This window comes from uncultured Cocleimonas sp. (genome assembly GCF_947495625.1).
Lineage (GTDB): Bacteria > Pseudomonadota > Gammaproteobacteria > Thiotrichales > Thiotrichaceae > Cocleimonas.
This window is the reverse complement of record NZ_CANLZW010000026.1, coordinates 1-24,418: the sequence shown is the minus strand read 5'-3', so window position 1 is coordinate 24,418 and position 24,418 is coordinate 1. Positions and strand designations below refer to the sequence as shown.

The window sequence follows — 24,418 nt, the reverse complement described above, 5'->3', positions numbered from 1 at the left end:
GTGTAATAGAATTTATGCATAGCTGGGCAGTTTTTTACAACTATTCAAAAACAGGCGTTTCTTTCAAACCCGTCCTATCCCTGTATTGACTAAGAATTTTATTAACCAGTCCTTCTTTCTTTAGTAGCTTTAAAGCCTCGCTAAACTCTTTAGCAATAAGCTCATGTTTACTATGACTCATCTTTGAAAAGCCTATATACAAAGGTGCATTATTAGGAACATATTCCAGTTTTCTAAAATCCGGATTTTTAATTTTACCAGCAGCAACATAATTATTAACGATCATATCGAATACCAGATCATTGATAATAATCGCATCAAATCTATTTTTTACATTCAGTTGAAGTACCAAAAGATCATTACTTTTTGCTTCGATCCGTTCGATATCTTTGTAATCATCGAACGCTTTACCGTAAGAGTTTTCAGTAACAACACCGATTCTCCAGCCTTTAATATCTTCGATGCTTTTAGCGGTTTTATCGCTTTCGCCATTCACCACCAGAATATTTTTCTCGTAATTTAGGGGTATCGATGGGTAATCGAGAAATTCTTCTCTTTCACTGGTTTTAAACAAAGAATAAATAGCATCAGATTCACCGCTCCTAACTTCAGCCATTGCTCTAGCCCAAGGCCTGAACCTGAAGACTGGTTTGATATCTAACTTATTAAAAGCGGCTTTAATAATATCAACATCGGTTCCTTTATATTCACCATCTTCAAGATAGGAATATGGAGGGTAAGAATCACCTACTATTATGAAGGGTCTATCTGACGCTATGAGCTCAGTCATCCAAAATAGACTGATAAGAAAAAAGAGAAATGGTTTCATTTGATTATTTTAAAAAATTAAATACTGGAAAAATATAATACAGGTTAATTTGCATATCAATAATTTATACTGGTGTGGTATTGTATTTCCCTCAGGAACGCTTGTTTCGTATGGAATGATGTAACATCACTCATAGAGCTGCAATATAATAGACCGACCGTCTAGTTTAGACTATTGCTTAAAATATAGCCAATCAAAATGTATCTATTGAAATAGCATTAAAAAAACAAAAAATTAAAAATGACACACCCTGCTTGAATGATATTACGCTTTGGTTTTTTGAAAGCGTAAATAGAATTTATACAAGGCTGTAGGCGGTTTTTATTTATGCGTCATTGTTTTGAGGCGATATAGATTTAAGCACTACAAGTCTTACAAGAACCTAAAATCTCTAAAGATACTGATTCTGTGGTAAATGAATTTTCTTTAGCAGAAACCCCAATGGCTTTACCAAGCTGGTTGGTACAACACTCAGTCACTTCTTCACAGTGAGTACAAATTAAAAAATAACATTGTTTATGCAGACCAGGATGTGAACACCCTACAAAGGCATTAAGGCTATTAAGTCTATGCACCAAACCATTTTGTAACAGAAAATCCAAGGCACGATAAACCGTTGGTGGCACTGGCGCGCCATCTTCTTTGGCCAGTTTTTCCAGAATGTCATACGCTTTTGCGGGTTTGTGACTCTCCCAAACGAGTTCCAGCACTTTTCGTCTTATGGCTGTGAACTTGAGTCCCTTTTCATTGCATATCTCCTCGCCATGTTTAATTGCCGTCGATATGCAGTGATTATGTTTTTCACAATGAATCATAAGGTGCCTTAGCTGTTTAAAATAGTAGTCGTAAATTTAAATGATATAATATAACATATCTTAAATATTTACTATTGACAGGTAGATTAGCACAGTTAGTTGCTATCAATAACACACTCTTTTATAGGATTACTTTATCAATCAGGATTTTAAGATGAAAAAAAACTCCCTTCTTACTTTGGCTTTTATGATTTCAAGTAGTGCGTTTGCAACGAGTGTCTTCGCCTCTGAAAACGAACACCGCGAACATGGCGCGCATCAGCATGGGCAAGCGCAGTTGAATGTCATTCTAGAAAACAATGATTTGATGGTTATGTTAGAAACCCCTGCAATGAATGTCTTTGGTTTCGAACATGAGCCCAAGAATGTAGAGCAAAAGAAAGTCGTTGAACTGGCTATCAAAGATCTGGAAAATATTTCACCTTATATTAAAACGGATAGCAGTGCTGAGTGTAAAATCGCTAAAATCGATGTCGATCAACCATTCGATGCTCATGGCGAGCATAATGAGCATGAAGCCAAAGATGACCATGACCATGATGACGATCATAAAGCAGAACACAAAGCTAAAGACGATCACGATGAGAAACATGACGAGGGACATGCGAAAGAACATGATGACCACGAAGATCATGAAGAGCATGAAAAACACGAAGAATCAGCACATTCAGATATAGATGTAGAAATTACCTACAAATGTGAAAATGGCGCTAAACTTACTCAGTTAGACCTAAGCGCCTTCTTCAAACGCTTCCCGGGATTTGAAGATATCGATGCACAAATAATTGCAAATGGACAACAGAACGCAGCAGAGTTAACAAAAGATCAAACCATGCTAATATTGAAAAAGTAATGATCATACGTTTAAAAGACGTTAGCTACTGCTGGCCTGGTCAGCAGCAGCCGACGCTAAACATTCCTTTACTAGAGGTTAAAAAAGGGGAACATTTATTTTTGCACGGTCCAAGTGGCACTGGCAAAACGACCCTGCTCAACCTGCTAACAGGCATCAATAAACCGCAATCAGGACAGGTGGAAATACTGGGCTCTGATATTGCACAGCTGTCAGAATCAAAAAGAGATCGTTTTAGAGCCGATCATTTAGGCGTGATCTTTCAGCAATTCAATTTATTGCCCTATTTATCGGTGTTAGACAATGTATTGCTATCTTGTGATTTTTCCAAAAGTCGCCGTCAGCAAGCTGAAAACCCCATTAAATCAGCGACCCAACTACTGCTCGATATGGAAATTTCTGGAGAACTGTTACACAGCAAAATTTCAAACTTAAGTATGGGACAGCAACAACGCGTAGCTGTCGCCAGAGCCTTAATTGGTAACCCGGAAATTATTATTGCCGATGAGCCAACCTCCGCATTAGACACAGACAATCGTGATCGTTTTATGGATCTATTATTTTCAGAAGCGGATAAGTTTGATTCCACTTTGGTCTTCGTCAGCCATGATACTCAAATCCAGAAACGTTTTGATAGAGTGGTTAGCCTAGCCGCGATTAATCAGGCGAAAAACCACATCAACAACCCAGCAAACAAGGCACAACCATGAAGCTACTTAAAATCGCTTTCAAAAGTGCCGCCAATAGAAAAACGGGATTAATACTCGCAAGTTGCTCGATAGCACTCAGCATCATGCTATTGCTGGTTGTCGATACAATTCGCAAACAAGGCAAAAGCAGCTTTATCAATACTATTTCACAAACTGATTTAGTCGTGGGTGCGCGCAGTGGGCCGCTTAATTTATTGATGTACAGTGTGTTTCGCATCGGAAATGCCACCAATAATGTCTCATGGAAGTCTTATCAGGACATAGCCGAGCTAGCGGAAACGAAATGGACCGTACCCTTGTCATTAGGTGATTCTCACAAAGGCTTTAGAGTGCTGGGAACCAATACAGACTATTTTAAATATTACCGTTTTGCAGGCGGAAAAAATCTCGCATTCGCAGAAGGAAAACAATTCGACGACCTTTACGATGCGGTATTGGGTAGCCAGGTTGCGAAAAAACTGAAGTATAAGCTGGGCGATAAAATCACTCTGGCGCATGGTTTGCAATCTACCAAATTCTCCGAACACGGTGATAAGCCCTTTCGTGTCGCAGGCATTTTAGAACAAACAGGCACACCAGTTGATCAAACCGTGCATGTGTCCTTGCAAGCGATAGAAGCGATACATATCGATTGGCAATCAGGCACACCTTCACCTATCAAAATTTCGGCAGATAAAGCGCGTAATATGCAGTTAGAACCCAAAACCATAACGGCATTCATGTTAGGACTTAAAAACCGCACAGCAACATTTCGTATGCAGCGCAAAATCAACGAATACAGAGCCGAACCACTGTTAGCTATTTTACCCGGCTCAACCTTGGCTATTTTGTGGAATACACTGGGCAACTTCGAAAAAATCCTGGTCGCCATCGCCTTTCTGGTATTACTCAGTGGCTTACTCGGCATGCTGACCACGCTGTTATCAACACTCAATGAAAGACGCCGGGAAATGGCCATTCTGCGAACGGTAGGTGCACATGCCTGGCATATCATCTCTTTATTTTTACTCGAAGCGTTTATGGTGGTTTCTGCTGGCTGCGTGCTCGGTGTTATCGCGAGTTACCTTGTACAATTAATCGCACAACCCATATTAGTAAAATTATATGGCATCCATATCCACATTATGTTTCCCGACACCGAACAGTGGGCTATTATTATTGGCGCCCTGCTGTTGGGATTATTTTTCAGTTTATTGCCAGGACTCATCGCTTACCGTCGCTCCTTGCAAGACGGTTTAACGCTAAAGGTCTGATGGAGTACAACTCATGTTTAAAACGAATCATTTATTAACTAAATTTCCGATTTTATGTTTAATCTTCCTACTATCTGCTTGTGGTAAAGAAGAGGCAGCAGACAATACGCAACAAAAATCTCAAGTGCCTGTAATAACGACTGACGAAAAAGCGGCTACTGATATGACTAAAAATACGGCTACAAATGTGGCTACAAGTAAAACCGAAAATACTGAAGTTGCACTCGTCGATAACGTTAAAGCAAAAGTAGAAGTAGAAGAAAAAACAAAAGATATAGGTAAGGATACGGTTGAAGAAATCAGCTGGGATAAGCTAATTCCAGAAAATTATGACCCAAGCACAATCATTGATAAATACAGCGAGCAATTAGAAAATCTAAGAGATGAAGATCCGAAGGCCATGGAACTATATGGCAAAATTCAGGCTGAACTGGATAATGCTCCTGTGAATATGTCACTGGACGGAAAAACCATCAAAATGCCCGGATTCATTGCCCCTTTAGAAAACGATAACGGCGTAATCAACGAGTTTTTACTGGTCCCATATTTTGGCGCATGTATTCATGTACCGGCACCACCGGTTAACCAAACTGTGATGATCAAAGTTAAAAAAGGTCAGGGTGTGAAATCAGAAGACTCTTCATTACCGGTCTGGATTACCGGTCAGTTAAAAGCAGTAGAAGAAAGAACCAGTATTGGCGCCGCAGGTTATCGAATCGAAAATGCCAAAGTAGAACCTTACGAGGAAGATGAAGGGTAATAGGGGTATGAAGAGAAGCACGATCTGCTTCATTACAATCTGAATAAATCTAAATCCTTAATGTTTCATTATCGTTTAGATTAAGTTTAAGGTAGTTTAGAATAATATTTTAGCAATCAAGGCTGATATACAACTTATTCCTTAAGCTAAACACACCCCCCTACTTTAGGGCACTTTTTTAAACGACCTATCGAGTCCAGCAACAATGAAAACAAGTGAAATCATTCACGATAAAGAAAACCATCAACTCTACCTGGAAGCAGGAGAAGAAAACATACGCGCACTGGTCGAATACGAAATTAAAGACGATAAAATGTATTTAACTAAAACAGAAGTACCCAAAGAACTTGGCGGCAATGGCATCGGAAAAATACTGGTAGAAAATTCACTGCAAAAGCTCGTTGATGAAGGCTACGACAAAGAATATGAAATGATCGCTGACTGTTCGTTTATTAAATACTTTGTTGAAAAAAATGACAAATGGGGAGAGATTGTTTCTTTGTAGTTTTAAGATTCATAGAACTTAAAAATTACTTAGCAGTTTACGTGATTAATTTTGATGTGCGAGTTGCCTCGCTAGATGCGTAAGTTTTTATCCATCAACAAGTAATTCCGGCATTGTTAATTACTGGGATTACCTATTGATGAAACGTTTATTGCCTTGTCTTGCCTTACTTTAAGCTTTGCACTACTTTATTCTGGCAATACCGACAAAGCTATTTCAATGGCTGATACCTTATCTAACAACCAATACAGAACAAGGCGAATGACGCACTACTTTGGAAGCCGTAGAACCTAGTAAATAATCCCCAAGTCCAGGTTTGTGCGAATTGATTAAGATTAAATCAGCATTTTTTTCTTTCGCGAATTCAATAATCTCATGATAAGAAGAGCGACCATCGCGAATTTCTATTTCAGCTTCTACACCAGAATTAGCTAGCCATGTATTTAATGTTTCACGTGTCTTTGAAAGATCATGTGGAACGTGTTCGAGTACATGCAATAAAATAATGTGAGGCTTATCAGATAAAGTTGTCGCTTTTTTAAGCGAAGCAATCGTTGACTCTTCACTCGAAAAGTCCGTAGGAACAATAATAGTGTTATACATTTTTGAAACCTCCATTAAGAAAAAGTTGAATACTTTGAACAGAACGTTTTAAAGTAATCATTCTATGTTAGTTATAGTATATGAATGGTTAGTTGACGAGTTGATTCTTATCAATAGATAGTGATTCGTGTTTTTTAATTAGGTAAATAATATCTAGAGCAAATAAAGACCGCATCTATAGACTACGTTTAGATACGCGGGTTAAGCGCTCAGCAAAAGCTAACAAAATTATTAAGAGTAATTTTTTATACTACAGTACTTATCTCTTTATAATGGAGGATCAACACGATCAATGGTTGAAGAATTCACCCGGAACCAGCCCGCAATTGAATATCTATCACGATTGGTCACGAGCACTTCATGCGGGAAATCTTCACTTAAAAAGACCACCACAGTACCAAAACCAGGGATCACCTTAATTCCCTCCTGATCTAACTCATTCTTATATAAGATCAGTTCACCTGCGTTCTCTGGTACCCAGTCCGGGTTTAAATAAACCACCACCGAAAGCACTCGGTTAGTTTTAGAAATTTTACTGTCTTTGAGTTTAGTTGAACGAAGCGCATCCACATGGCGCTTGTAAAAGTCACCCACTGCATAATGCGAAAAGTGGCTCTCAAACGAAAATAAACCTAGCAACAAACGCCGATTCAAAAAAAGCTGTAACTCTGATGTCCATTGTAGCCAGTCCCGTCCTGCATCTGACTCACCCGTAATCCAGCAAATTTCATTCTTACGCACAAACTGATTTTTCATCAACAACTGTTCACGACCCACCCGCGCATGAACAAACTGCTCATCGCCCATGGTATTTATTCGCTGTAACAAACAATCCCCCAGACTAAGCGGCAAAGCCCCGGGATTTATACTGTAACCTTTGGTATGAATATCCTCCGCAATACGCGCAAAAAGACCGGGATTACTCGAATCAAAATTACTCGCATCACCGCTTTTATAACCACTCTGATAATTACCGAGGTGACTACTGCTATTATTAACCATGCTGTTATTACTCGGGGGTAACTCTTGGGGATGATAAAAATCCGGTCAGATTTTTATGTTCTTAAACACAACAGGAAGATAGAAACGTGTGAAGATAGCTTGCGAAAGCCTGTGAAAGCCTGTGAATGATTGTGTGTGAATGAATCCGTCGATTTTTAACTACAAATGCATTATTTGCGAGGTTTATTTTGAGTAAGCGTATAAAAAAGACACCCCCCACCTTTTGGGCACTTTTTTGTTTGAACGATCCAATCGTTTAAATGAGTGGTTTAGTGCTAGTTTCTTTGTGGATAATGTAAACAATATAGGCAGAGAGTATTGCTGCAAAAAAGCACCATATTGATACAAACGCATAGGCGAAAAACACAGCGCTTATTGCAACCGACACAAAGATCAGGATTCCAAAAAACCTTAGGCTTGTAACCGTTGAAAACAGTAGAGGTACGGCGATAATAATTGCATAGAAAACACGAACCACTGTCCTTGACACAATTCCATCATAAATCAATACCGGTTGATACAAAATCGAACCTTTAGCCATCGTAACTGATAACCAATCTGGATTTATCAGTAACGGCACATAGAGCGATGCACCAAACAGAAAACCTATAAAGCTAAAAAGCTTGAATAACGTCCTTCGGCCATCATTTTTTTCTACCAGTAGTGCTGACAAAGGCACAAAAAACGGCCACAGAAAATAAGCGAACAACAGGAAGCCTAACGCTGCTATTTCAATGCTTGAATCCACTTGTTGTTCAAACGCGAGCCACAGCCATCCTTCAATGATTTGCTGTAAACCAAAAAGCAAAGGAAAAGCTGCGAGTGCCAGATAACGTTTATCACCCCGATATGCCTTCACCACAGTATAAACACCCGTCGGTACCAGAATGGCACCAGCGGTGAAACAGGCAGTTGCAGAAAAACACATATCAGTTTACCCCAAATAAGTTACCTTAAATCGATGTTGTCGATGCGCTAATACGTGTTTACTCTAAACCAAAATCACAAATTAAAACCAAATCCAGGTCAATAGAACTTAAAAAAAGACACCTCCTACTTTCATGAGGATTCCGCTTTATAGTAATTGGCGAATATCTGCAGCGGTTACTTCGCCATTTAAACCAACCACTTTCTTTCTTAAAATACCGTCTTTATCGATTAAAAACTTCATTGGCGTTCCTTTGATAAAGTAGAGGGAATCTCTATCATCAGCCACTTGAACAGCTCCTCTATCGGTAATATTGTTCACATAAAGAGGTACTGTATAACCTTGCTCATCCGCCCATTTCTGACTATCTTTAGGGTCTTCAGCGACTGAAAGTGTGATTACGCGAACGCCTTTATCATCTTTAATTTCATTATAGAGCGCTTGATGCTCTGGCCATTTTTTACGGCAGACTCCACACCATGTCGCCCATAATTTCACCAAAACTACTTCACCTTTGTAATCTGATATCTTGGCTTGCTTTCCGTCTGGATCAACAAATGTCATATCAGGGAATGCACTATTCAAACTATCAAAGCTCTCAGGCGGTGGCGCTGCATGTACATTCAAAGAAACAAGAAATAATAGGGAGATGAAGACAGAAGGTAATTTAAGAGAAACTGAGCGCATGATTGGTACCCTAATGAAAGTTAAGTGTTCATATCCAAAAACGCATAATGCTATGTTTTAGAGATCACTGTTTTAGAGAGCAGTGTTTTAAACAGCAAAGTGTTTGGATAAGACTTAAAACGAATCAAATCAATAGACAGATGCAATTGGGAGCTTAATAGAATAGCTGTATTTAGTGAAAAAGCTCACCCCCCTACTTTGATGCACTTTTTTATGTGCTTCATTAGGTAGTCTCACTATATTACTAACTGTGCCACTAACAATGCGTCTGATTACAATTCGTACAATAAACCCAGCAAACCACTTTTCTTTTGCTTCGGTGGTTTTTTGATATTTCGTAACTTGCGACTCTTCTTTACCAATTCATGAATGATAGGCATCAAGATAATTTCCAGTGCATGAAGCATTTGGCTTCCCGGCACAACCATCGTGTTTCTGCCAGACATAAAAGAATTCTGGATATGCTTTAAATAGCGTGGAAAATCCGGATATTCAACGTTCTGAAAGTTAATGACTAGATAACATTCTTCGAGTGTAGGTTCATCTCTTGCAGAGAATGGATCTGATGTATCCACCAGCGGAATCATTTGCAGATTGATATGGGTGCGTGAAAACTGGGGAGTGATGTGCTCGGCGTAATCTTTCATCCGCGCAATGATGGTTTCCTCAATTTCTTCACGGGTGTAATCGCGCAAAGTATTGTCGCGCTTTAATTTGCGAATCCATTCCAGATTAACATTTGGTGCCACACCAACCAACAGATCAGGATATTGTGAGAGATTGATATCACCCCACACAGCTGCCCCATGATGGCCACGATATAACAATAGATCACTCTTTCTCGGCAATTCTTTCCAGGGTGTAAACGTACCTGATTGCTGCTCGAAACGATCTGCGAGCTTCTGCGTATGCAAGTAGTAACGAGACATACCCGTGCCAACAGCAGCGTATTGAAAGAACAAAGATTCCAGCTTATCCAGATGATTACCTTCAGGACTATAGTGGCTTAAGACTTTGCCCTCTTCCTTGGCTTTCTTAATTTCCTCACGCATTTGTTTACGATCATAACGATGAAAAGCATTGCCCTGAATATATACAGCCTTGACGCGCTCCCGAAAAAAGATATTCTCAAAAGCCTGAGTGACCGCAGCACTACCAGCTCCGGCTGAACTAACGAACGCAATTATCGGGTGTTCTGCTGACATACAACTTCCTGTGATTTGGAGTGAGGATTGACTGTAACAGCAAGCATTTTAGTAGATCTGTTAAACGAAACCTATACCACAAAAGGCATAAACGGATTTGTATTCTGATTCTAAAGGTTTAAATGTTGCACCCTAATTCCATTCCAGGCTCACCAAGAGCCAAAAGGGTACACAGGGTCATGCGCAAGCATGGCGCAGTGTTTGTTGAAGCAAGGGAATCATTCTTAAATGTAACACCCAACTTTATATCAGTTTTTTTGCATTATCTGTAGTTGACAATATGTCAACAAGACAATATAGTTGACAATATGTCAATAAAAAGAAGGCGAAACAATTGCACGTTATATCCAGAAAACCTTTTAAGGATGCCGCGTTACAATATCCAAATCAGGCAGATACATTGGATAGAATTTATAAAGTACTAAAGTCAGGCGAATTCAAACAACCAGACGATCTACGCAAAGTATTCCCTTCTCTTGATAACTTTAAATACAAAGATAAATGGTGGGTGATTGATATTGGCGGTAATAACCTACGCTTGATTGCGTTTATAGAATTCCGGGATCAACGTTTATTTATCAAACATATCGTATCTCACGCCGAGTACGATAAGTTATGCAAGCAGCATACAAAAAATTCAAAGAGGTGATTTATGGGATTCGAACAAATCAAACTAAAAGCTAATGAATTATTTTCAGAAGCGACTTATATCATTGAAATTAAAAACGATAAGGAATACCAACAAGCCTTGGCATTAATGGATGAACTCATAGAAGATTATGACAATCAACGCCCTTTGATCGAGCTTCTATCAGCATCAATAGAACGCTGGGAAAATACCGCCGAAGAATTTAACGAGTTCAATCAGCGAATCTCCAAGCTGGATGATGTTGCAACACTAAAACTCATTATGGAGCAACATGGACTTGGTATTGCCGATCTTCCCGAAGTGGGCTCTAAAACACTCATTTCCAAAATATTGAATCACAAACGTAATTTAACGCGAAATCACATTGAAGCATTGAGTAAACGCTTTGGGCTTAGTCCGGCATTGTTTTTTGATGTTTAATACACCTCCCTACTTGCCCTTCCAGGCTCACCAGGAGCCAGAAGGGTACGCAGGGTCATGCGTAAGCATGGCGCAGTGTTGGTTGTAACAAGGGAATTATTCTAAAATGTCACCCCCCTACTTATAGGCGCTTTTTCATAATATTGCTCTAACCGTAGGTCGGATAAGCGCAGCGCTATCCGACGACAGCGATATACTCAATTCATGCCAAACTATCGTCGCAATTACGTATCTGGTGGAAGCTATTTTTTTACGGTCAACCTTTTAGAACGCAAAAAGAGCTTACTCGTAGATCACATCAATGAATTACGAACAGCCGTAAAGAACACTCGAAAGAACAAACCTTTTAAGATTGAATCATGGGTTATTCTTCCAGATCATATGCATACTATTTGGACGCTACCAGAAAATGATAACGATTATTCAGGACGTTGGCGTGAAATCAAAAAAGCCTTCTCAAAATCAATAGAAAAAGACGAATATTTATCACCCACAAGAATAAAAAGAAACGAACGTGGAATCTGGCAACATAGATTTTGGGAACACACCATTCGCGATGAAAATGACTTCCAGCGACATATGGATTACATACATTACAATCCAGTCAAACATGGTTTAGTGGAATCTGTAAAAGAATGGCCCCATTCAACATTCCATCATTTAGTCAGACAGGATTATTACCTAGAAGATTGGGGTGAAACGGTACAAGATTTAAATGCCGGAGAGAGATCAGAATCGTAGGTCGGATAAACGCAGTGCCATCCGACATGACCATGTGTGATCAGAAACAGATGTCGGATGGCGAACCTTATCCGACCTACGAGTTTAATATTTGATATGCGAGTTACCGCGTTTATCCGACCTACGTGTTTAATATGCGGGTTACCGTGTTTTTAGGCTGTTTTTATATGAAAGGTTTTAACAAATTAAGTTTTTAAGAGTTTAAAAGATACCTGATAACGGTAAAACTCAATTCCTACAGCAATGCTTAAAGCACGCTTAAGCTTTAAATCATCCTCTAGAGCAATAATCACACCTTTGACTTGTTGATGAGGCTCAGCTAAGACATCCTTCACATACCCCATATATCTTTGAATTTGACCAACAACCACATCACTCGCACGACCGCGTTTTAACTCAACGACTAGTAAGGTCGCTTCATCTTTACTAATTGCTAAAATGTCTATAGGACCAGTATCACTAGGGTATTGCTGACCAACTAAAACACCTTCATCACTAAAGATATTATATTCCGAACCAAGCTCTGTTGATTGCCAGTTGGCTATTAAAAAGTCTTCGAGATGCTTCTCTAAGGCAAAAACCGTAGGGTCTTCAACGTTTTCATCACTATGAGTTAGAGATGGAGGTCTCTTCCCAGATAACAGACTTTCTATTTCTTCTACATATTTTGATAAGTTACTTACTGTACCAATAGAACCTGCAGAATTTTTGAGTTGCTCGCTCATTTCTTCTCTACTGATACTATTTTTGTACCATTTTACTCTGCGACGATGAGGTAATATTTGTCCTTCTTCATAATAATATTCCGAAATTAATTCACCAACAAAATATTGGCCGCTACCATTTGGAGTTAAAATAATATCGCCCACATTCATACCTTTACATATCGTATGAAGCATTCCACAAGCCAGCCCTGCAGCAATTTTTGATTTTTCAGGATGAGCTTCTAAAAAAACAGGTATAAATTTCTTATTGAAGTCCTGCCAAGCTTCAGTCAGATCATTAGAAAGATCTTGATGAATACCCCAGTCTCCACCAATAAAGCCATGTTCATAACAGTCATTAAAGTAAGCACTCTTAGCGCCTGACATTATTCGGTAATAACTTTGGCTAGGTATCATATATTTTCACTTTTTATTCATCATCCACAAAAAGTTTGGGGCAGGAGAATGAAAACATCACCCCCCTACTTTTAGGCACTTTTTAAACTAAGAATCCAAACTCTTGGTAACAATCTCGTAAACATCCCCACTCAACCCATCAACCGCCTTAATTCGCTCCAACTGCGCACGCATTAATTCAGAGCGTCCAGGCTCATACTGTCTCCAGTTCATTAGCGCACGCGCCATTCTTGAGGCGACTTGTGGGTTGTACTTGTCTAATTCCAGAACGCGATCGGTGTGGAATTCATAACCTGATCCATCTGCACTGTGGAAGTTTACCGGATTGCCATTGGCGAATGCACCTACCAGTGAACGGACTTTATTCGGGTTTTTCATATCGAATAATTTGTGATTCATCAATGCTTTAACATTGTCTAGGGTGTCTGGCAGACTTGATGTGGCTTGCATCACGAACCATTTATCCATAACCAAAGTATCATGTTCCCATTTCGCTTCGAAATCAGCAAAGGCTTGATCGCGTTCTGGGCATTGCATGTCTGATAAACAACTTAGCGCGGCCAAAGTGTCTGTCATATTGCCACCCTCTTTTAGCGACTGCGAGAATTGATGGTAGATCAATGAGCTTACCGCTGGGTCGTTGAGCTGGCTGAGATAAGACAGGCAGGTATTTTTTAAACGACGCTTGCCGATGCTTACTGCATCTGGTGAATACTCTTCTGAACCTAGCTGATTCACTAATTGACCGTATTTGTTTTCAAATGGAATACGTAAACCCGATGCGATGGTTTTGAGCATCAGTTCGCGTACTTCATGAATCGCTTCTGGATCTGCTTTGTGTTCTGTCGACGCCATCGCTTCTGCCAGATCATTTTCTGATGGTAGCGTTAGTGCTTCTGCTTTCAGCGCATTATCCAGATCATCATCCATAAGTACTTGTTGGTAAGCTGTGATGACAACCGGCTCAACGCCAATCGGCTTGCCCATTGCTTTGTCTTCGAGCATTTCCATCATCAGGGTTTTAGCGAGACGTTGGCTTGCTTCCCAGCGATTAAAGTCGTCGCTATCGTGTTGCATCAGAAAGATAGTTTCTTCGGTGCTGTAATCGTAATTGAGTTTTACAGGCGCTGAAAAATCTCTGAGTAACGAAGGCAATGGTTTTGAGGTGATACCTTTAAATCTCACGCTTTGCGTTTGCTTGGTTAACTGCACGGTTTCGCTTAAAAGCTCTTTGCCCGGTTTGATGCTAGAGACATCAATCAGCCCTATTTTGATTGGAATCAGGTACGGCTTTTTATCTTCTGCATTTGCTTCTGGCGTGGTGGTGTAAGCCTGTGTGAAATTCAAGGTGCAGGTGTTTTCTTCCTCATCGTAATCCATGGTTACGTCTACCGTTGGCGTACCGGCTTGATCGTACCAGTTCTGCATTTGGCTTAAATCCATGCCGTTGGCATCGGCCATTGCCGCGAGGAAGTCTTCGGTGGTGACTGCTTGACCATCGTGACGTTCGAAGTATAAATCCATGCCTTTACGGAAGCCGTCTTGACCTAGCAATGTGTTGTATAGTCGAACGATTTCAGCGCCCTTCTCATACACAGTCAGGGTGTAGAAGTTATTGATTTCCATAAACGATGATGGACGAATCGGATGCGCCATTGGGCTGGCATCTTCAGCGAATTGCAGGGTTCTTAAACTACGTACATCTTCGATACGTTTAACCGCACGCGAGTGTAAATCGGCAGTGAATTCCTGATCACGGAAAACGGTGAGTCCTTCTTTAAGACTTAGCTGGAACCAATCGCGACACGTTACGCGGTTACCTGTCCAGTTGTGGAAGTATTCGTGACCGATAACTGCTTCGATATTGGTGTAATCGTTATCAGTTGCAGTTTCCGGACTGGCGAAAACCAACTTGGAGTTAAAGACATTCAAGCCTTTATTTTCCATTGCGCCCATATTGAAATCATCAACGGCGACGACCATGTAGATGTCTAAATCGTATTCTAAGCCGAAACGGTCTTCGTCCCATTTCATCGCGCGTTTTAGCGATTGCATGGCATGATCGCATTTGTCGATATTGTGCGCTTCGGTGTAAATTTCTAACTTTACGTCTTTGCCTGATGTGGTGGTGTAGCTGTCTGTAACGTGCTCTAAATCACCCGCTACTAATGCGAATAGATAGGCAGGCTTTTTGAACGGGTCTTCCCAGACTGCGAAATGTCTTCCTTCAGGAGCTTCAGCATCCCCTTCATTAAGAACATCGCCAGAATCAATCAGGTTACCGTTTGAAAGCATGACTGGGTATTTTGTTTTATCTGCTCGAATCGTGGTGACGAATTTGCCCATTACATCAGGACGATCGAGGAAGTAGGTGATTTTGCGGAACCCTTGCGCTTCACACTGGGTGCAGAAGTTTCCGCTAGACTGATATAAACCTTCCAGAGACTTATTATCTTGCGGGTATATTTTGGTGACAATTTCCAGGCTGAATTCATCTGCCAGATTTGACAGAACCAGGCTTTCATCTTCTAGCGCATAATCCTTATCCGTCAATTCATAGCCATTTAAGGTAATCGATTGCAGCTCTAATTCAGCGCCAAACAATTCAAGTTCGGTTGCCGTGGCTTCTGCGTTTCGCAGGTATTGTACTTTAGAGGTAACAATTGCGTGGTCATCAAACAAATCAAACGCCAGATCGACAGTATCAATCCAGAATGCAGGTTGCTGATAATCTTTGAGGTAAATAGTCTGTGCTTGAGCGTTTTTCATAATGTTTTATGGCTTCGTTTAGATGATTCGTTAGGATTATTGGTTTATCTATTTTTGTAAAACTATTTTTGTGAGTTTATAAGCTGCTAATGATAGCTTATTTGTAAAAACCCTACAGGGTTTTCACTAGTGAGGATTAGGGTTTTCGCGCATTTCGTTTTTTACGGATTTGATAGAAAATAGCATCATCTAAAACATGGAGTGTAAAATGAAAAAACCAAGATTAAAGTCTGAAAAAATGCTGGCAATCACATCTATTACCGCAATCTTATTCGCTTCATTTGCTACACCCGCATTTGCCGATGATGAAGAAGATGCACCAATGACTGTGCAAATTGCACGTTTATCATCAGAAGCTGCAACCGCTGTGGCACAGGGTGCAATGCTGGATTGCCGCAAGAAAGGCTATCAGGCAACAGCAACCGTGGTTGATAAAAACGGTATTGTTCAGGCCGTTGTTCGCGATACTTTGGCACCGCCTGTTTCTATTCCGATTAGTAAAGCAAAAGCCTATACCGCTGTAAACTTTAGTGCAGATACGTCAGCCATGGCTGAACGCGCTAATACCGCAGTCGGCATGTTTGATGGTGTGTTGATGTCTGCCGGTGGCGCTGTGATTAATGTCGGTGGCAAGATTTATGGTGCAGTTGGCGTGAGTGGCGCACCCGGTGGTGATATTGATGAGGCTTGTGCTAAAGCGGGTATTGCCGCTATTGCTGAAGATTTGGAAATGGCTGATTAATCAGTATTATCAACTAAGTTATTAGAATTTTGACACCCCCCTACTTTTAAGCCTTTTTTAATTATCATTCACAAAAAGTGCCTATAAGTAGGGGGGGTGTGTTTTAACGTTTCAACTTACAATAAGTCTTCAAAGAACCACGCCGATAATTCATGTCGGCCGCCCAAGCCTGATTTTTCATAAATCGCTGACGCTTGTTTTCTCACCGTCTTTTCGTGCGTATTTCGGGAAGCAGAGATTTCTTTAATACTCAAACCCTTCAACATTAGCAGGGCGACTTCTTGTTCGCTGGGCGAAAGTCCCCACTCGCTAAATTGCCACTGGATAACTTTCTGGTATTCTTTTTTGCCGTCTTGCAAACGCACGTTTGAGCTTTCTAACTGCTTTCTCACCTCGGCTAAATTATCATTCAGTTTGAGCTTTTCTTTCGCTTGAACGGCGATGATATAGGCGAAGTAGATTAAACCTGCGAGTGACATAATCACAATGCCAATTTCTACCCAGGCCTGAGCTAATGATTCTCCATCTGAAAAATCAGTAAGCTCCTCAAAGACCTCATAGCCACTATAGAGAGTAAAAAGTATAAAGAATAAGGTAAGTATTAACTTTTGTATAAATGTCATAGATTGCGCGCATTCTAACAACTAAATACTCTTAAAAATAGAAAAAATACGGCATGGGTCATACGACCCAATTGCCGATTTATGGGGCACTTGCCCATTATCTCCAGCTCATAGTTTCAATAAGCTCGGCAAATACTCTTGAGATTGACGACACCTATTTCGCTCATCTCAAGATTTCCAAACCAGAGCATTTTTCTATGACATTTAAATTATCACTGTGGAAAGTCACTTTATTGATTTCCTTATATTTAACGTTATTCACTAACTATTCTTTCTGGTCAAAAATACTAAACCTGCAACCACTATCTGAATCACCCGTTATTGGGATTTCCTTCTTTTTGATATTAGTCACCGTGTTTAATATTTTACTGACTTTATTCAGCTTTAAACCCATTTTTAAACCGATCGTTATCGCCATTCTGTTGTGCTCTGCTTCTGCTGCATACTTTATGGATAATTATGCGATCATGATTGATAAAAGCATGATTCGTAATATTTTTGCGACTGATGTGCATGAGGCGACTGATTTATTTAGTTATAAATTAGTGATGACGCTACTGTTACTGGGCGTGATTCCAGCCTGGTTGCTATATAAGACCGAGATCAACTACCAACCCTTCTTCAAAGGTCTGGCTTTTAAAGGCTTCGCGATACTTATAAGTTCTGCTGTATTGGGTGGCACTTTGTACAGCAATTACAAAGAGCTTTCATTCTTTGGTAGAAATAACCGTGAAGCGCGTCATTTAATTAATCCGATTAACTACATTGGCTCAATCAAGACGATTGTTGCTAAGGATTTAAGAAAAAGAAATTACGAACTAAAGCCGATTGAAGATGATGCACAACTGGTACTTAACGGGTCTCATACTACGGGTGGCATACCGCGCAAACCTTCTTTGGTTATTCTGGTATTGGGTGAAACAGCCAGAGCGATGAATTTTTCTTTAAATGGTTATGAACGCGACACCAACCCACTATTAGCTAAACAGGATATTATCAATTTTAGTGACGTAAGCTCTTGCGGAACTGCGACAGCGGTATCTGTGCCGTGTATGTTTTCTAAATTTACCCGCGATGAATTTAACTTTGACAAGGGCAGAGAGTACGAGAATTTATTCGATGTGATCTCGCATGCGGGTTACAAAGTTTTATGGAGAGATAATAATACTGGCTGCCAACACAGTTGTGATCGCATTGCATACGAGCACATGCTGGATAAGCTTAATCCTAAATTTTGCGAAACCGGAAACTGTGTGGATGAAGTATTAATTGATGATTTACAACATATTGTGGATGCCAGTAACACCGATACTGCACCCAATGAACAACTCACTAAAGTGAATGCGGTGATTGAAAACCCACAAGGTGATCGTGTCATTATTCTGCATAAAAAAGGCAATCATGGCCCTACATACAGCAAGCGCTATCCAGCAGAATTTGAAAAATTCACGCCGGTGTGTAAAACCAATCAACTGGTTTCATGTACTCAGGAAGAAATTATAAACGCTTATGATAATGCGATACTTTACACAGATTATATTCTGGATAAATCAATTAACTTTTTAAAGGAAAATTCAGAACAATTTGATACAGCGATGGTCTATATCTCTGATCATGGCGAATCTTTGGGTGAAAATAATCTGTACTTGCATGGATTACCCTATATGATCGCGCCAGATTACCAGAAGAAAGTCCCATTTATGCTTTGGTTGTCTAAGGGCTATGAGAAAACACACGGAATTAATAAGGACTGTGTTGCGAGTAAAACTGCAACAGCGCTTTCGCATGATAATTTATTCAGCTCGATGCTTGGGATGCTGTCGATTGAAACAAAGGTTCACGACAAACAATTAGATATCTTTTCATCTTGCAAAAGTACGCAATTAGTCAAAAAATAGAGCATGGGCTTTAATATTATAAAAATACAAAAAAACATCTTAAAACATACTATCGATACAGCAGCTAACAACCCTACAAAAGGACTTATTTGCTGTTGCTTTAGTGTCGGCATGGTTGTCGGAGTTTCTTCTGTTTCTGCAGCAGAAAGCTGCCAGCCCTGGAAAGATTCGTTTAAAGATAATGGTAATCTGGTAGTGGGTGACATTACCGTTAACGCTGAAGACGTGTTTGATTTAAACAATCCCAGAGAATCGAAGACGATTCACAGGGTTGCCAATAAGCTTCATGTAAGCACCAAACCCAAAGTTATTCGTCGTCAATTACTGTTCAAGCAGGGCGACAAATTTCTGCCACGTAAACTTTCTGAATCGGAACGTTTAATCCGAAGCAACCGCTATATTCAAGATGTAGATGTAACGCCTTATGAGTTATGCGGAAATCGCGTCAAAATACTCGTAAATACTACGGATAAATGGACGCTGTCGCCGGGTGTTTCGTTTAGCCAATCAGGGGGCAATAGCAAAAGCGGTTTCGAAATACAGGAACACAATCTACTAGGGTCGGGCAAAGGACTTGTACTGGGTTATAAAAGTGACGAAGAACGCGATGAAACCTTCATCAGCTATACGAATTCACTTTTTTTAGGTACACGACAAAAACTGTATACCTCGATACAAGATAACTCTGACGGCAAAGGCCATGAAGTAGACTTGTCCTTGCCTTTTTTCGAACTCGATAGTCGTAAGGCGTGGGGATTAAACACTTCAAGCATCAATGAAAAAACCTCTCTTTATGACAAAGGTGACGTTAGCAGTAAAATAGCTGTAAAAAAATCTGAGCAATCTGCGTTTTGGGGCTGGTCTAATGGTCTTGAGAACGATAATTTAACTAACGATGATTCGGAAAAAAACAAAGTCACACGATATAAGGTTGGCTGGAAATATAAAGAATCTGAATATAAAGATCTCTATTCTCTGACTGAGTCCTATCCCTGGTTTAGATACGAACACGACAGTGAAAGATACACCACACGTACCAACTTTAAGAGTATGGGTGAAGTTGAGGATATTACCTTAGGCACCAATTACACATTGGGCGTTGGCCTTCTTCGAAAAGAATTTGGTTCTACTGATAATCAACTGAACCTGAATGCGTCTTTTGAAAAAGGCTATGAATTTGAAAATAGTCTGGCGTTTATCAATATGGATGCCAACTCCTATATCGGTTCTGGCGAGTTAGAAGGAAACAGCCTGAATTTAGGAGCTGAATGGTATTCTTTTGATGAGCACGGCAGTGATATTTACTTGTCTGGGACGTTTAAATACCAATCTAATTTACAACCAGACGAACAAATATTAATTGGCGGAGATACCGGTTTACGCGCCTATCCCAAAGGTTATGAAAACGGTGATAAGTCACTGGTTTTCACCGCAGAAAAACGCTATCACTTTGACTGGTACCCGCTACATTTGGCGAAATTCGGTGCGGCAGTTTTTGCCGATGTTGGCACGGCCTGGGGTGATGGCAAAGACCCAGATGTGTTAGCCGATGTTGGCGTTGGACTGCGCATGATTCCTACCCGTAGCAGTATTACAAAAGCAATTCATATTGATTTGGCATTTCCACTGAATGGCGAAGGTGATGTCGATGATGTGCAACTGAGCGTCAACACTGAGAATTCATTCTAATTCTAATAAAATATACTCAGCATAATTAACGATGCTGTAATTATAAAAGATCTTGGTCACCCCCCTACTTGAATGATATTACGTTTTTGTTTTTTGAAAACGTAAATAGAATTTATGCAGAGCTGAAAGGCTTTTTTATTTCGTTGTTCGTAATAGCTAAATAAAGAAAAAAGTGAATGCTAATGTGTTTAATATTATTTAGTACAAATATCTGAAACCTAGCTACAGTAATAACTAGCAACAGTAATAAAGACACAGTATAAGCATCTCTCCCGTTTTTACTGTTTTCTTAAAACAGCTACGTGTTTAATTGACCTAGATGTTTTATAAATAGGAGCATCATTTGAAATATACATACGCTAACTATTACCAGAATCCCAAACAAAACAATGCCATGCATGAAGTGGCCGATGATTTGTTTCCAACCGGAATCTGTGAAACTGCTTACCAATCAATTACCCAATGGCCGGATTACAAGCAAACTGACTTAATTGCATTAGATGATTTCGCTAAACAAATGGGCGTAAAAAAAGTTCTGTATAAAGATGAGTCAACGCGTTTAAATTTAGGATCTTTCAAAGCCTTGGGTGGCGCTTATGCCGTGCAGACTGTTTTGGAAGCGCGAGAAAAAACCGGAGATGCGTCTGCACTTACAGTATGTACAGCGACCGATGGTAATCATGGACGATCAGTATCCTGGGGAGCTCAGCAAAAAAATATCCCTTGTCATATCTTTATCCATGCGGGAGTCAGTGAAGCCCGCGCAAAAAGCTTAGCGGAATATGGCGCAACGGTGCATCGGGTAGAGGGAAATTACGATGATTCGATTGCCGAATGTATCAAAATGGCTGATGCGAATGGCTGGCAAATTGTTTCGGACACATCGTGGGAAGGTTATCGGGAAATCCCCACACAAGTGATGGCAGGCTATACCGTATTAGCCGCCGAAGTCATCGAGCAAATAGAGCAGCAAAAAGAGTCGTTAACACATATTATTCTTCAAGCGGGTTGCGGCGGCATGGCAGGCGCGTTAATCGCTTACTTCTGGAAGCACTGGCGCGATGATTTACCTGAAATCATCATCATGGAATCTCGCATGTCTGATTGTGTTTTAGAAAGCATGCAACGCGATCAAATCTATTTAGTGGATATCGTCGATGAAACACTGATGGCGGGCTTGTCCTGCGGTGAAGTTTCCGAATTAGCCTGGCCCATACTGCGACACGGTGCAAGCCACGTAATCACGGTGGGCGATGAAGGCGTAAAACCCATGATGCGTTATCTGGCAAAATCAGAAGGTGATAGACCCGATATTGTCGGCGGTGAATGTTCGGCATCGGGCTTGATTACCTTGAAAACCATCATGGATAATCCAGAGCTCAAAGAATCTATTCATATCGATGAAAATTCAGTGATTTTCATGCTGGGTACCGAAGGTGCAACAGACCCAGATTTGTACAAGGAAATCGTAGGTTAATGCTCTAATATGGATACCTTGAAATACGATTTATTAGCCAAAGACACTATTAAACAGCTGGGTTTAATCGTATTGCAGTCGGATGTCACTATTGAAGATGAATTTCGTTTTTACTTTGCGAATCAAAATATCAGCCTGTTTGTGAATCGTATTCCGTTTGAGAATGAAGTCACTAAAGAGTTACTCCAGCAAATGGAGAATCATCTTGGTGATACCATGTCGCAATTTCCGATTGAAGCTGAATTCGATGCACTGGGTTACGCATGCACCTCCGGCGCTTTGCATATTGGAGCAGATAGAATATCCGCATTAGTTGCTGAAAAACGCCCCTGTAAAATGGTGACGAATCCATTAACGGCGACCCTCTCCGCTTTACAATCGATTAACGCCAAAAAAATAGCTTTTCTCGCGCCCTATAGCGAAAGCGTATGTGCTGAAATGATTCAATTCTTTGAATCCAATGGTATTCAGGTAATTGCATCTGCTACCTATGATGAAGCAGAAGACCGCTTTGTTGGCCGAATTTCCCCTGCCACCATTCAACGTGATGCGATCATGTTAGCGAAAGATAACCCAGACATTGATGCCGTTTTTATGGCCTGCACTAATTTAAAGTGCGCGAACATTATTGCTGAGATTGAAGCGCAAACGGGTATTACGGCTTTATCGAGCAATCAGGTTTTAGCATGGGATTTAGCCAGACATGCAGGACTGGATTTGACCTGTAACTCATCTGACAACAGCACATCTATCAACACCACATCTGCAAACACAACTAAAAACAAAGGAAATCTGTTCAAATGACAGAGACTTTGCATCAGCCAGAACGTGGTTTTGCGAACGAAGAATTCGAACAGCGCTTTGAGGTTGTTCAAAACAAAATGCGTGAGCAACAATTAGCCGCGATTTTACTTACCACCGAACACGATATTAATTATTACACGGGCTACCTGACACAGTTTTGGCAAAGCCCAACGCGTCCCTGGTATTTGGTTTTACCCAGCGAAGGTTTGCCTATAGCCGTAATTCCAACTATCGGCGTGGAGTGTATGGCAAAGGGATGGATGAGTGATATTCGACACTGGTCATCTCCCCACCCAACAGACGATGGCATTAGCCTACTCACGGAAGCTTTGGTTGAAGCAGTGACGCGTGCCGCATCAAACAGTGGTTTTAAACACATCGGTATTAGTGCAGGCAAAGAGTCGCACATGCGCATGCCATTATGTGATCTGGATCAAATCAAGGCTAATTTGAAAAATCATGATAATCGGGTCGAATTTGTAGATGCGACACACATCATGCGACGTCAGCGGATGGTTAAATCGCCCAAAGAAATCGAGAAACTGCGCTATGTGGCACAAACCGTTTCCTCAGTTTTCGAAAGACTGTTTGAGTTTGTACACCCCGGAATGAGTGACAGCGAGATATTTCGCGCATTCAAAATTCAATGCCTAACAGAGGGGGTTGATGATGTGGCTTATCTGGTCGGCGGCGCTGATCAAGGTGGCTATAGCGATATTATTTCACCAGCTGGCGCGCGCATTCTTCGAGATGGCGATGTTTTAATTCTCGATACCGGCTGTACTTTTGATGGCTACTACTGTGATTTCGACCGCAACTATGGTTTTGGCAAGGTTGATAAAAGCGCGCTTGATGCCTATGAGGCAGTCTGGGAAGCAACAGAGCAAGGCTTCCTAGCAGCGAAACCGGGCAACACGCCAGCCCATTTATTTCACGCAATGAACAATGTCCTGCAAAAAGCAGGTGCTTTGGGAGATTCAGTGGGTCGCTACGGACATGGCTTAGGTTTGCAACTGACTGAGCCACCTTCGAATACTCCCTGGGATAATGAAGTGTTTGAAGTAGGAACGGTGATGACACTCGAGCCGGGAATGGAATTTGCCCTAGGGAAACTCATGGTGCATGAAGAAAATATTGTGATCACAGAAAACGGCGCTGAATATTTAAGTCGTCGGGCGTTGCCACAACTCCCTATTTATTCTTAGTTTTTATTAATGACACCCCCCTACTTTGAATGATATTACGTTTTTGTTTTTTTAAAACGTAAAGTAAAAATCCACGTTCTAAGAACGTGGTTTTGTGTTCGCCCTAGAAGGGCGTATGAAGACTAGCCCT

The 24,418-nt window shown here is 40.6% G+C and carries 24 protein-coding genes; 14 read left to right on the top strand and 10 right to left on the bottom strand.

The window, feature by feature from the left end:
- Nucleotides 1-40: 40 nt before the first annotated feature.
- Together Q1A31_RS14490 and Q1A31_RS14485 are read right to left on the bottom strand one after the other, a co-directional pair.
- Complete coding sequence (locus Q1A31_RS14490; RefSeq protein ID WP_299878123.1) at nucleotides 41-790, bottom strand: ABC transporter substrate-binding protein; 750 nt, start codon at nucleotides 788-790, stop codon at nucleotides 41-43.
- 395 nt (nucleotides 791-1,185) lie between these two features.
- Nucleotides 1,186-1,644 (bottom strand): Fur family transcriptional regulator, encoded by a 459-nt coding sequence (locus tag Q1A31_RS14485; protein WP_299878119.1) that lies wholly within the window; start codon nucleotides 1,642-1,644, stop codon nucleotides 1,186-1,188.
- A gap of 154 nt (nucleotides 1,645-1,798) precedes the next feature.
- Here Q1A31_RS14485 and Q1A31_RS14480 point away from each other — a divergent pair, with 154 nt between their 5' ends.
- The 5 genes from Q1A31_RS14480 (at nucleotide 1,799) to Q1A31_RS14460 (ending at nucleotide 5,725) form a co-directional block, all read left to right on the top strand.
- Nucleotides 1,799-2,497, top strand: coding sequence for a DUF2796 domain-containing protein (locus tag Q1A31_RS14480; RefSeq protein ID WP_299878117.1), 699 nt, complete (start codon nucleotides 1,799-1,801; stop codon nucleotides 2,495-2,497).
- Nucleotides 2,497-3,207, top strand: a complete 711-nt coding sequence (locus Q1A31_RS14475; RefSeq protein WP_299878114.1) for an ABC transporter ATP-binding protein — start codon at nucleotides 2,497-2,499, stop codon at nucleotides 3,205-3,207. Before Q1A31_RS14480 ends, Q1A31_RS14475 begins: the two co-directional genes overlap by 1 nt.
- On the top strand, nucleotides 3,204-4,460 hold the full coding sequence (locus tag Q1A31_RS14470; RefSeq protein ID WP_299878111.1) for an FtsX-like permease family protein: 1,257 nt from the start codon (nucleotides 3,204-3,206) through the stop codon (nucleotides 4,458-4,460). The genes Q1A31_RS14475 and Q1A31_RS14470 overlap by 4 nt, the downstream gene beginning before the upstream one ends.
- Before the next feature lie 13 nt (nucleotides 4,461-4,473).
- A complete protein-coding gene (locus tag Q1A31_RS14465; RefSeq protein ID WP_299878108.1) occupies nucleotides 4,474-5,220 on the top strand; it encodes a DUF3299 domain-containing protein in 747 nt (248 codons plus the stop codon).
- A 205-nt stretch (nucleotides 5,221-5,425) separates the two neighbouring features.
- Nucleotides 5,426-5,725: a GNAT family N-acetyltransferase gene (locus tag Q1A31_RS14460; RefSeq protein WP_299878105.1), complete on the top strand. Its 300-nt coding sequence runs from the start codon at nucleotides 5,426-5,428 to the stop codon at nucleotides 5,723-5,725.
- Between the two features lie 231 nt (nucleotides 5,726-5,956).
- Here the strand turns inward: Q1A31_RS14460 and Q1A31_RS14455 are convergent, their stop codons facing one another.
- From Q1A31_RS14455 to Q1A31_RS14435, 5 genes are all read right to left on the bottom strand, one after another.
- On the bottom strand, nucleotides 5,957-6,328 hold the full coding sequence (locus tag Q1A31_RS14455) for a universal stress protein (RefSeq protein ID WP_299878102.1): 372 nt from the start codon (nucleotides 6,326-6,328) through the stop codon (nucleotides 5,957-5,959).
- Between the two features lie 267 nt (nucleotides 6,329-6,595).
- Complete coding sequence (locus Q1A31_RS14450) at nucleotides 6,596-7,330, bottom strand: 2OG-Fe(II) oxygenase (protein WP_299878099.1); 735 nt, start codon at nucleotides 7,328-7,330, stop codon at nucleotides 6,596-6,598.
- Nucleotides 7,331-7,586: 256 nt separating this feature from the next.
- Nucleotides 7,587-8,258, bottom strand: a complete 672-nt coding sequence (locus Q1A31_RS14445; RefSeq protein WP_299878097.1) for a DUF6629 family protein — start codon at nucleotides 8,256-8,258, stop codon at nucleotides 7,587-7,589.
- 147 nt (nucleotides 8,259-8,405) lie between these two features.
- Nucleotides 8,406-8,945, bottom strand: a complete 540-nt coding sequence (locus tag Q1A31_RS14440; protein WP_299878093.1) for a TlpA disulfide reductase family protein — start codon at nucleotides 8,943-8,945, stop codon at nucleotides 8,406-8,408.
- A 272-nt stretch (nucleotides 8,946-9,217) separates the two neighbouring features.
- The gene (locus Q1A31_RS14435; protein WP_299878090.1) at nucleotides 9,218-10,150 is read right to left on the bottom strand and encodes a phosphoribulokinase; all 933 of its coding nucleotides are present in this window, start codon (nucleotides 10,148-10,150) and stop codon (nucleotides 9,218-9,220) included.
- Nucleotides 10,151-10,484: 334 nt separating this feature from the next.
- On the opposite strand from Q1A31_RS14435, the gene Q1A31_RS14430 reads away from it, so the two are divergent.
- From Q1A31_RS14430 to Q1A31_RS14420, 3 genes are all read left to right on the top strand, one after another.
- Nucleotides 10,485-10,799, top strand: a complete 315-nt coding sequence (locus Q1A31_RS14430) for a type II toxin-antitoxin system HigB family toxin (RefSeq protein WP_299878087.1) — start codon at nucleotides 10,485-10,487, stop codon at nucleotides 10,797-10,799.
- A gap of 3 nt (nucleotides 10,800-10,802) precedes the next feature.
- Nucleotides 10,803-11,219 (top strand): type II toxin-antitoxin system HigA family antitoxin, encoded by a 417-nt coding sequence (locus tag Q1A31_RS14425; protein ID WP_299878085.1) that lies wholly within the window; start codon nucleotides 10,803-10,805, stop codon nucleotides 11,217-11,219.
- A gap of 204 nt (nucleotides 11,220-11,423) precedes the next feature.
- Nucleotides 11,424-11,960: a transposase gene (locus Q1A31_RS14420; protein ID WP_299878082.1), complete on the top strand. Its 537-nt coding sequence runs from the start codon at nucleotides 11,424-11,426 to the stop codon at nucleotides 11,958-11,960.
- A 185-nt stretch (nucleotides 11,961-12,145) separates the two neighbouring features.
- Here the strand turns inward: Q1A31_RS14420 and Q1A31_RS14415 are convergent, their stop codons facing one another.
- Nucleotides 12,146-13,051: an endonuclease NucS domain-containing protein gene (locus tag Q1A31_RS14415; RefSeq protein ID WP_299878079.1), complete on the bottom strand. Its 906-nt coding sequence runs from the start codon at nucleotides 13,049-13,051 to the stop codon at nucleotides 12,146-12,148.
- 117 nt (nucleotides 13,052-13,168) lie between these two features.
- Complete coding sequence (gene pepN / locus Q1A31_RS14410) at nucleotides 13,169-15,850, bottom strand: aminopeptidase N (RefSeq protein WP_299878076.1); 2,682 nt, start codon at nucleotides 15,848-15,850, stop codon at nucleotides 13,169-13,171.
- 208 nt (nucleotides 15,851-16,058) lie between these two features.
- On the opposite strand from pepN, the gene Q1A31_RS14405 reads away from it, so the two are divergent.
- Nucleotides 16,059-16,592, top strand: a complete 534-nt coding sequence (locus Q1A31_RS14405) for a heme-binding protein (protein ID WP_299878073.1) — start codon at nucleotides 16,059-16,061, stop codon at nucleotides 16,590-16,592.
- Nucleotides 16,593-16,708: 116 nt separating this feature from the next.
- On the opposite strand, the gene Q1A31_RS14400 is transcribed toward Q1A31_RS14405, so the two are convergent.
- Nucleotides 16,709-17,215 (bottom strand): helix-turn-helix transcriptional regulator, encoded by a 507-nt coding sequence (locus Q1A31_RS14400; RefSeq protein ID WP_299878071.1) that lies wholly within the window; start codon nucleotides 17,213-17,215, stop codon nucleotides 16,709-16,711.
- A 197-nt stretch (nucleotides 17,216-17,412) separates the two neighbouring features.
- Here Q1A31_RS14400 and Q1A31_RS14395 point away from each other — a divergent pair, with 197 nt between their 5' ends.
- From Q1A31_RS14395 to Q1A31_RS14375, 5 genes are all read left to right on the top strand, one after another.
- Nucleotides 17,413-19,113, top strand: a complete 1,701-nt coding sequence (locus tag Q1A31_RS14395; RefSeq protein WP_299878068.1) for a phosphoethanolamine transferase — start codon at nucleotides 17,413-17,415, stop codon at nucleotides 19,111-19,113.
- Between the two features lie 3 nt (nucleotides 19,114-19,116).
- Nucleotides 19,117-20,802, top strand: a complete 1,686-nt coding sequence (locus Q1A31_RS14390) for a hypothetical protein (protein ID WP_299878065.1) — start codon at nucleotides 19,117-19,119, stop codon at nucleotides 20,800-20,802.
- 343 nt (nucleotides 20,803-21,145) lie between these two features.
- Complete coding sequence (locus tag Q1A31_RS14385; RefSeq protein WP_299878062.1) at nucleotides 21,146-22,279, top strand: diaminopropionate ammonia-lyase; 1,134 nt, start codon at nucleotides 21,146-21,148, stop codon at nucleotides 22,277-22,279.
- Nucleotides 22,280-22,288: 9 nt separating this feature from the next.
- Complete coding sequence (locus Q1A31_RS14380; protein WP_299878059.1) at nucleotides 22,289-23,083, top strand: hypothetical protein; 795 nt, start codon at nucleotides 22,289-22,291, stop codon at nucleotides 23,081-23,083.
- Nucleotides 23,080-24,288 carry a Xaa-Pro peptidase family protein gene (locus Q1A31_RS14375; RefSeq protein ID WP_299878055.1) on the top strand — a complete coding sequence of 403 codons (1,209 nt, stop codon included), beginning with the start codon at nucleotides 23,080-23,082 and terminating at the stop codon, nucleotides 24,286-24,288. Before Q1A31_RS14380 ends, Q1A31_RS14375 begins: the two co-directional genes overlap by 4 nt.
- Nucleotides 24,289-24,418 lie beyond the last annotated feature (130 nt).

Bases quoted from the DNA above. Each gene is read 5' to 3' on its own strand.
- Q1A31_RS14380 (WP_299878059.1), top strand. From the start codon at position 22,289: ATGGATACCTTGAAATACGATTTATTAGCCAAAGACACTATTAAACAG.
- Q1A31_RS14425 (WP_299878085.1), top strand. From the start codon at position 10,803: ATGGGATTCGAACAAATCAAACTAAAAGCTAATGAATTATTTTCAGAA.
- Q1A31_RS14470 (WP_299878111.1), top strand. From the start codon at position 3,204: ATGAAGCTACTTAAAATCGCTTTCAAAAGTGCCGCCAATAGAAAAACG.
- Q1A31_RS14400 (WP_299878071.1), bottom strand. From the start codon at position 17,215: ATGACATTTATACAAAAGTTAATACTTACCTTATTCTTTATACTTTTT.
- Q1A31_RS14395 (WP_299878068.1), top strand. From the start codon at position 17,413: ATGACATTTAAATTATCACTGTGGAAAGTCACTTTATTGATTTCCTTA.
- Q1A31_RS14420 (WP_299878082.1), top strand. From the start codon at position 11,424: ATGCCAAACTATCGTCGCAATTACGTATCTGGTGGAAGCTATTTTTTT.
- Q1A31_RS14485 (WP_299878119.1), bottom strand. From the start codon at position 1,644: ATGATTCATTGTGAAAAACATAATCACTGCATATCGACGGCAATTAAA.
- pepN (WP_299878076.1), bottom strand. From the start codon at position 15,850: ATGAAAAACGCTCAAGCACAGACTATTTACCTCAAAGATTATCAGCAA.
- Q1A31_RS14440 (WP_299878093.1), bottom strand. From the start codon at position 8,945: ATGCGCTCAGTTTCTCTTAAATTACCTTCTGTCTTCATCTCCCTATTA.
- Q1A31_RS14390 (WP_299878065.1), top strand. From the start codon at position 19,117: ATGGGCTTTAATATTATAAAAATACAAAAAAACATCTTAAAACATACT.
- Q1A31_RS14450 (WP_299878099.1), bottom strand. From the start codon at position 7,330: ATGGTTAATAATAGCAGTAGTCACCTCGGTAATTATCAGAGTGGTTAT.
- Q1A31_RS14475 (WP_299878114.1), top strand. From the start codon at position 2,497: ATGATCATACGTTTAAAAGACGTTAGCTACTGCTGGCCTGGTCAGCAG.
- Q1A31_RS14405 (WP_299878073.1), top strand. From the start codon at position 16,059: ATGAAAAAACCAAGATTAAAGTCTGAAAAAATGCTGGCAATCACATCT.
- Q1A31_RS14445 (WP_299878097.1), bottom strand. From the start codon at position 8,258: ATGTGTTTTTCTGCAACTGCCTGTTTCACCGCTGGTGCCATTCTGGTA.
- Q1A31_RS14455 (WP_299878102.1), bottom strand. From the start codon at position 6,328: ATGTATAACACTATTATTGTTCCTACGGACTTTTCGAGTGAAGAGTCA.
- Q1A31_RS14480 (WP_299878117.1), top strand. From the start codon at position 1,799: ATGAAAAAAAACTCCCTTCTTACTTTGGCTTTTATGATTTCAAGTAGT.
- Q1A31_RS14460 (WP_299878105.1), top strand. From the start codon at position 5,426: ATGAAAACAAGTGAAATCATTCACGATAAAGAAAACCATCAACTCTAC.
- Q1A31_RS14375 (WP_299878055.1), top strand. From the start codon at position 23,080: ATGACAGAGACTTTGCATCAGCCAGAACGTGGTTTTGCGAACGAAGAA.
- Q1A31_RS14465 (WP_299878108.1), top strand. From the start codon at position 4,474: ATGTTTAAAACGAATCATTTATTAACTAAATTTCCGATTTTATGTTTA.
- Q1A31_RS14490 (WP_299878123.1), bottom strand. From the start codon at position 790: ATGACTGAGCTCATAGCGTCAGATAGACCCTTCATAATAGTAGGTGAT.
- Q1A31_RS14415 (WP_299878079.1), bottom strand. From the start codon at position 13,051: ATGTCAGGCGCTAAGAGTGCTTACTTTAATGACTGTTATGAACATGGC.
- Q1A31_RS14435 (WP_299878090.1), bottom strand. From the start codon at position 10,150: ATGTCAGCAGAACACCCGATAATTGCGTTCGTTAGTTCAGCCGGAGCT.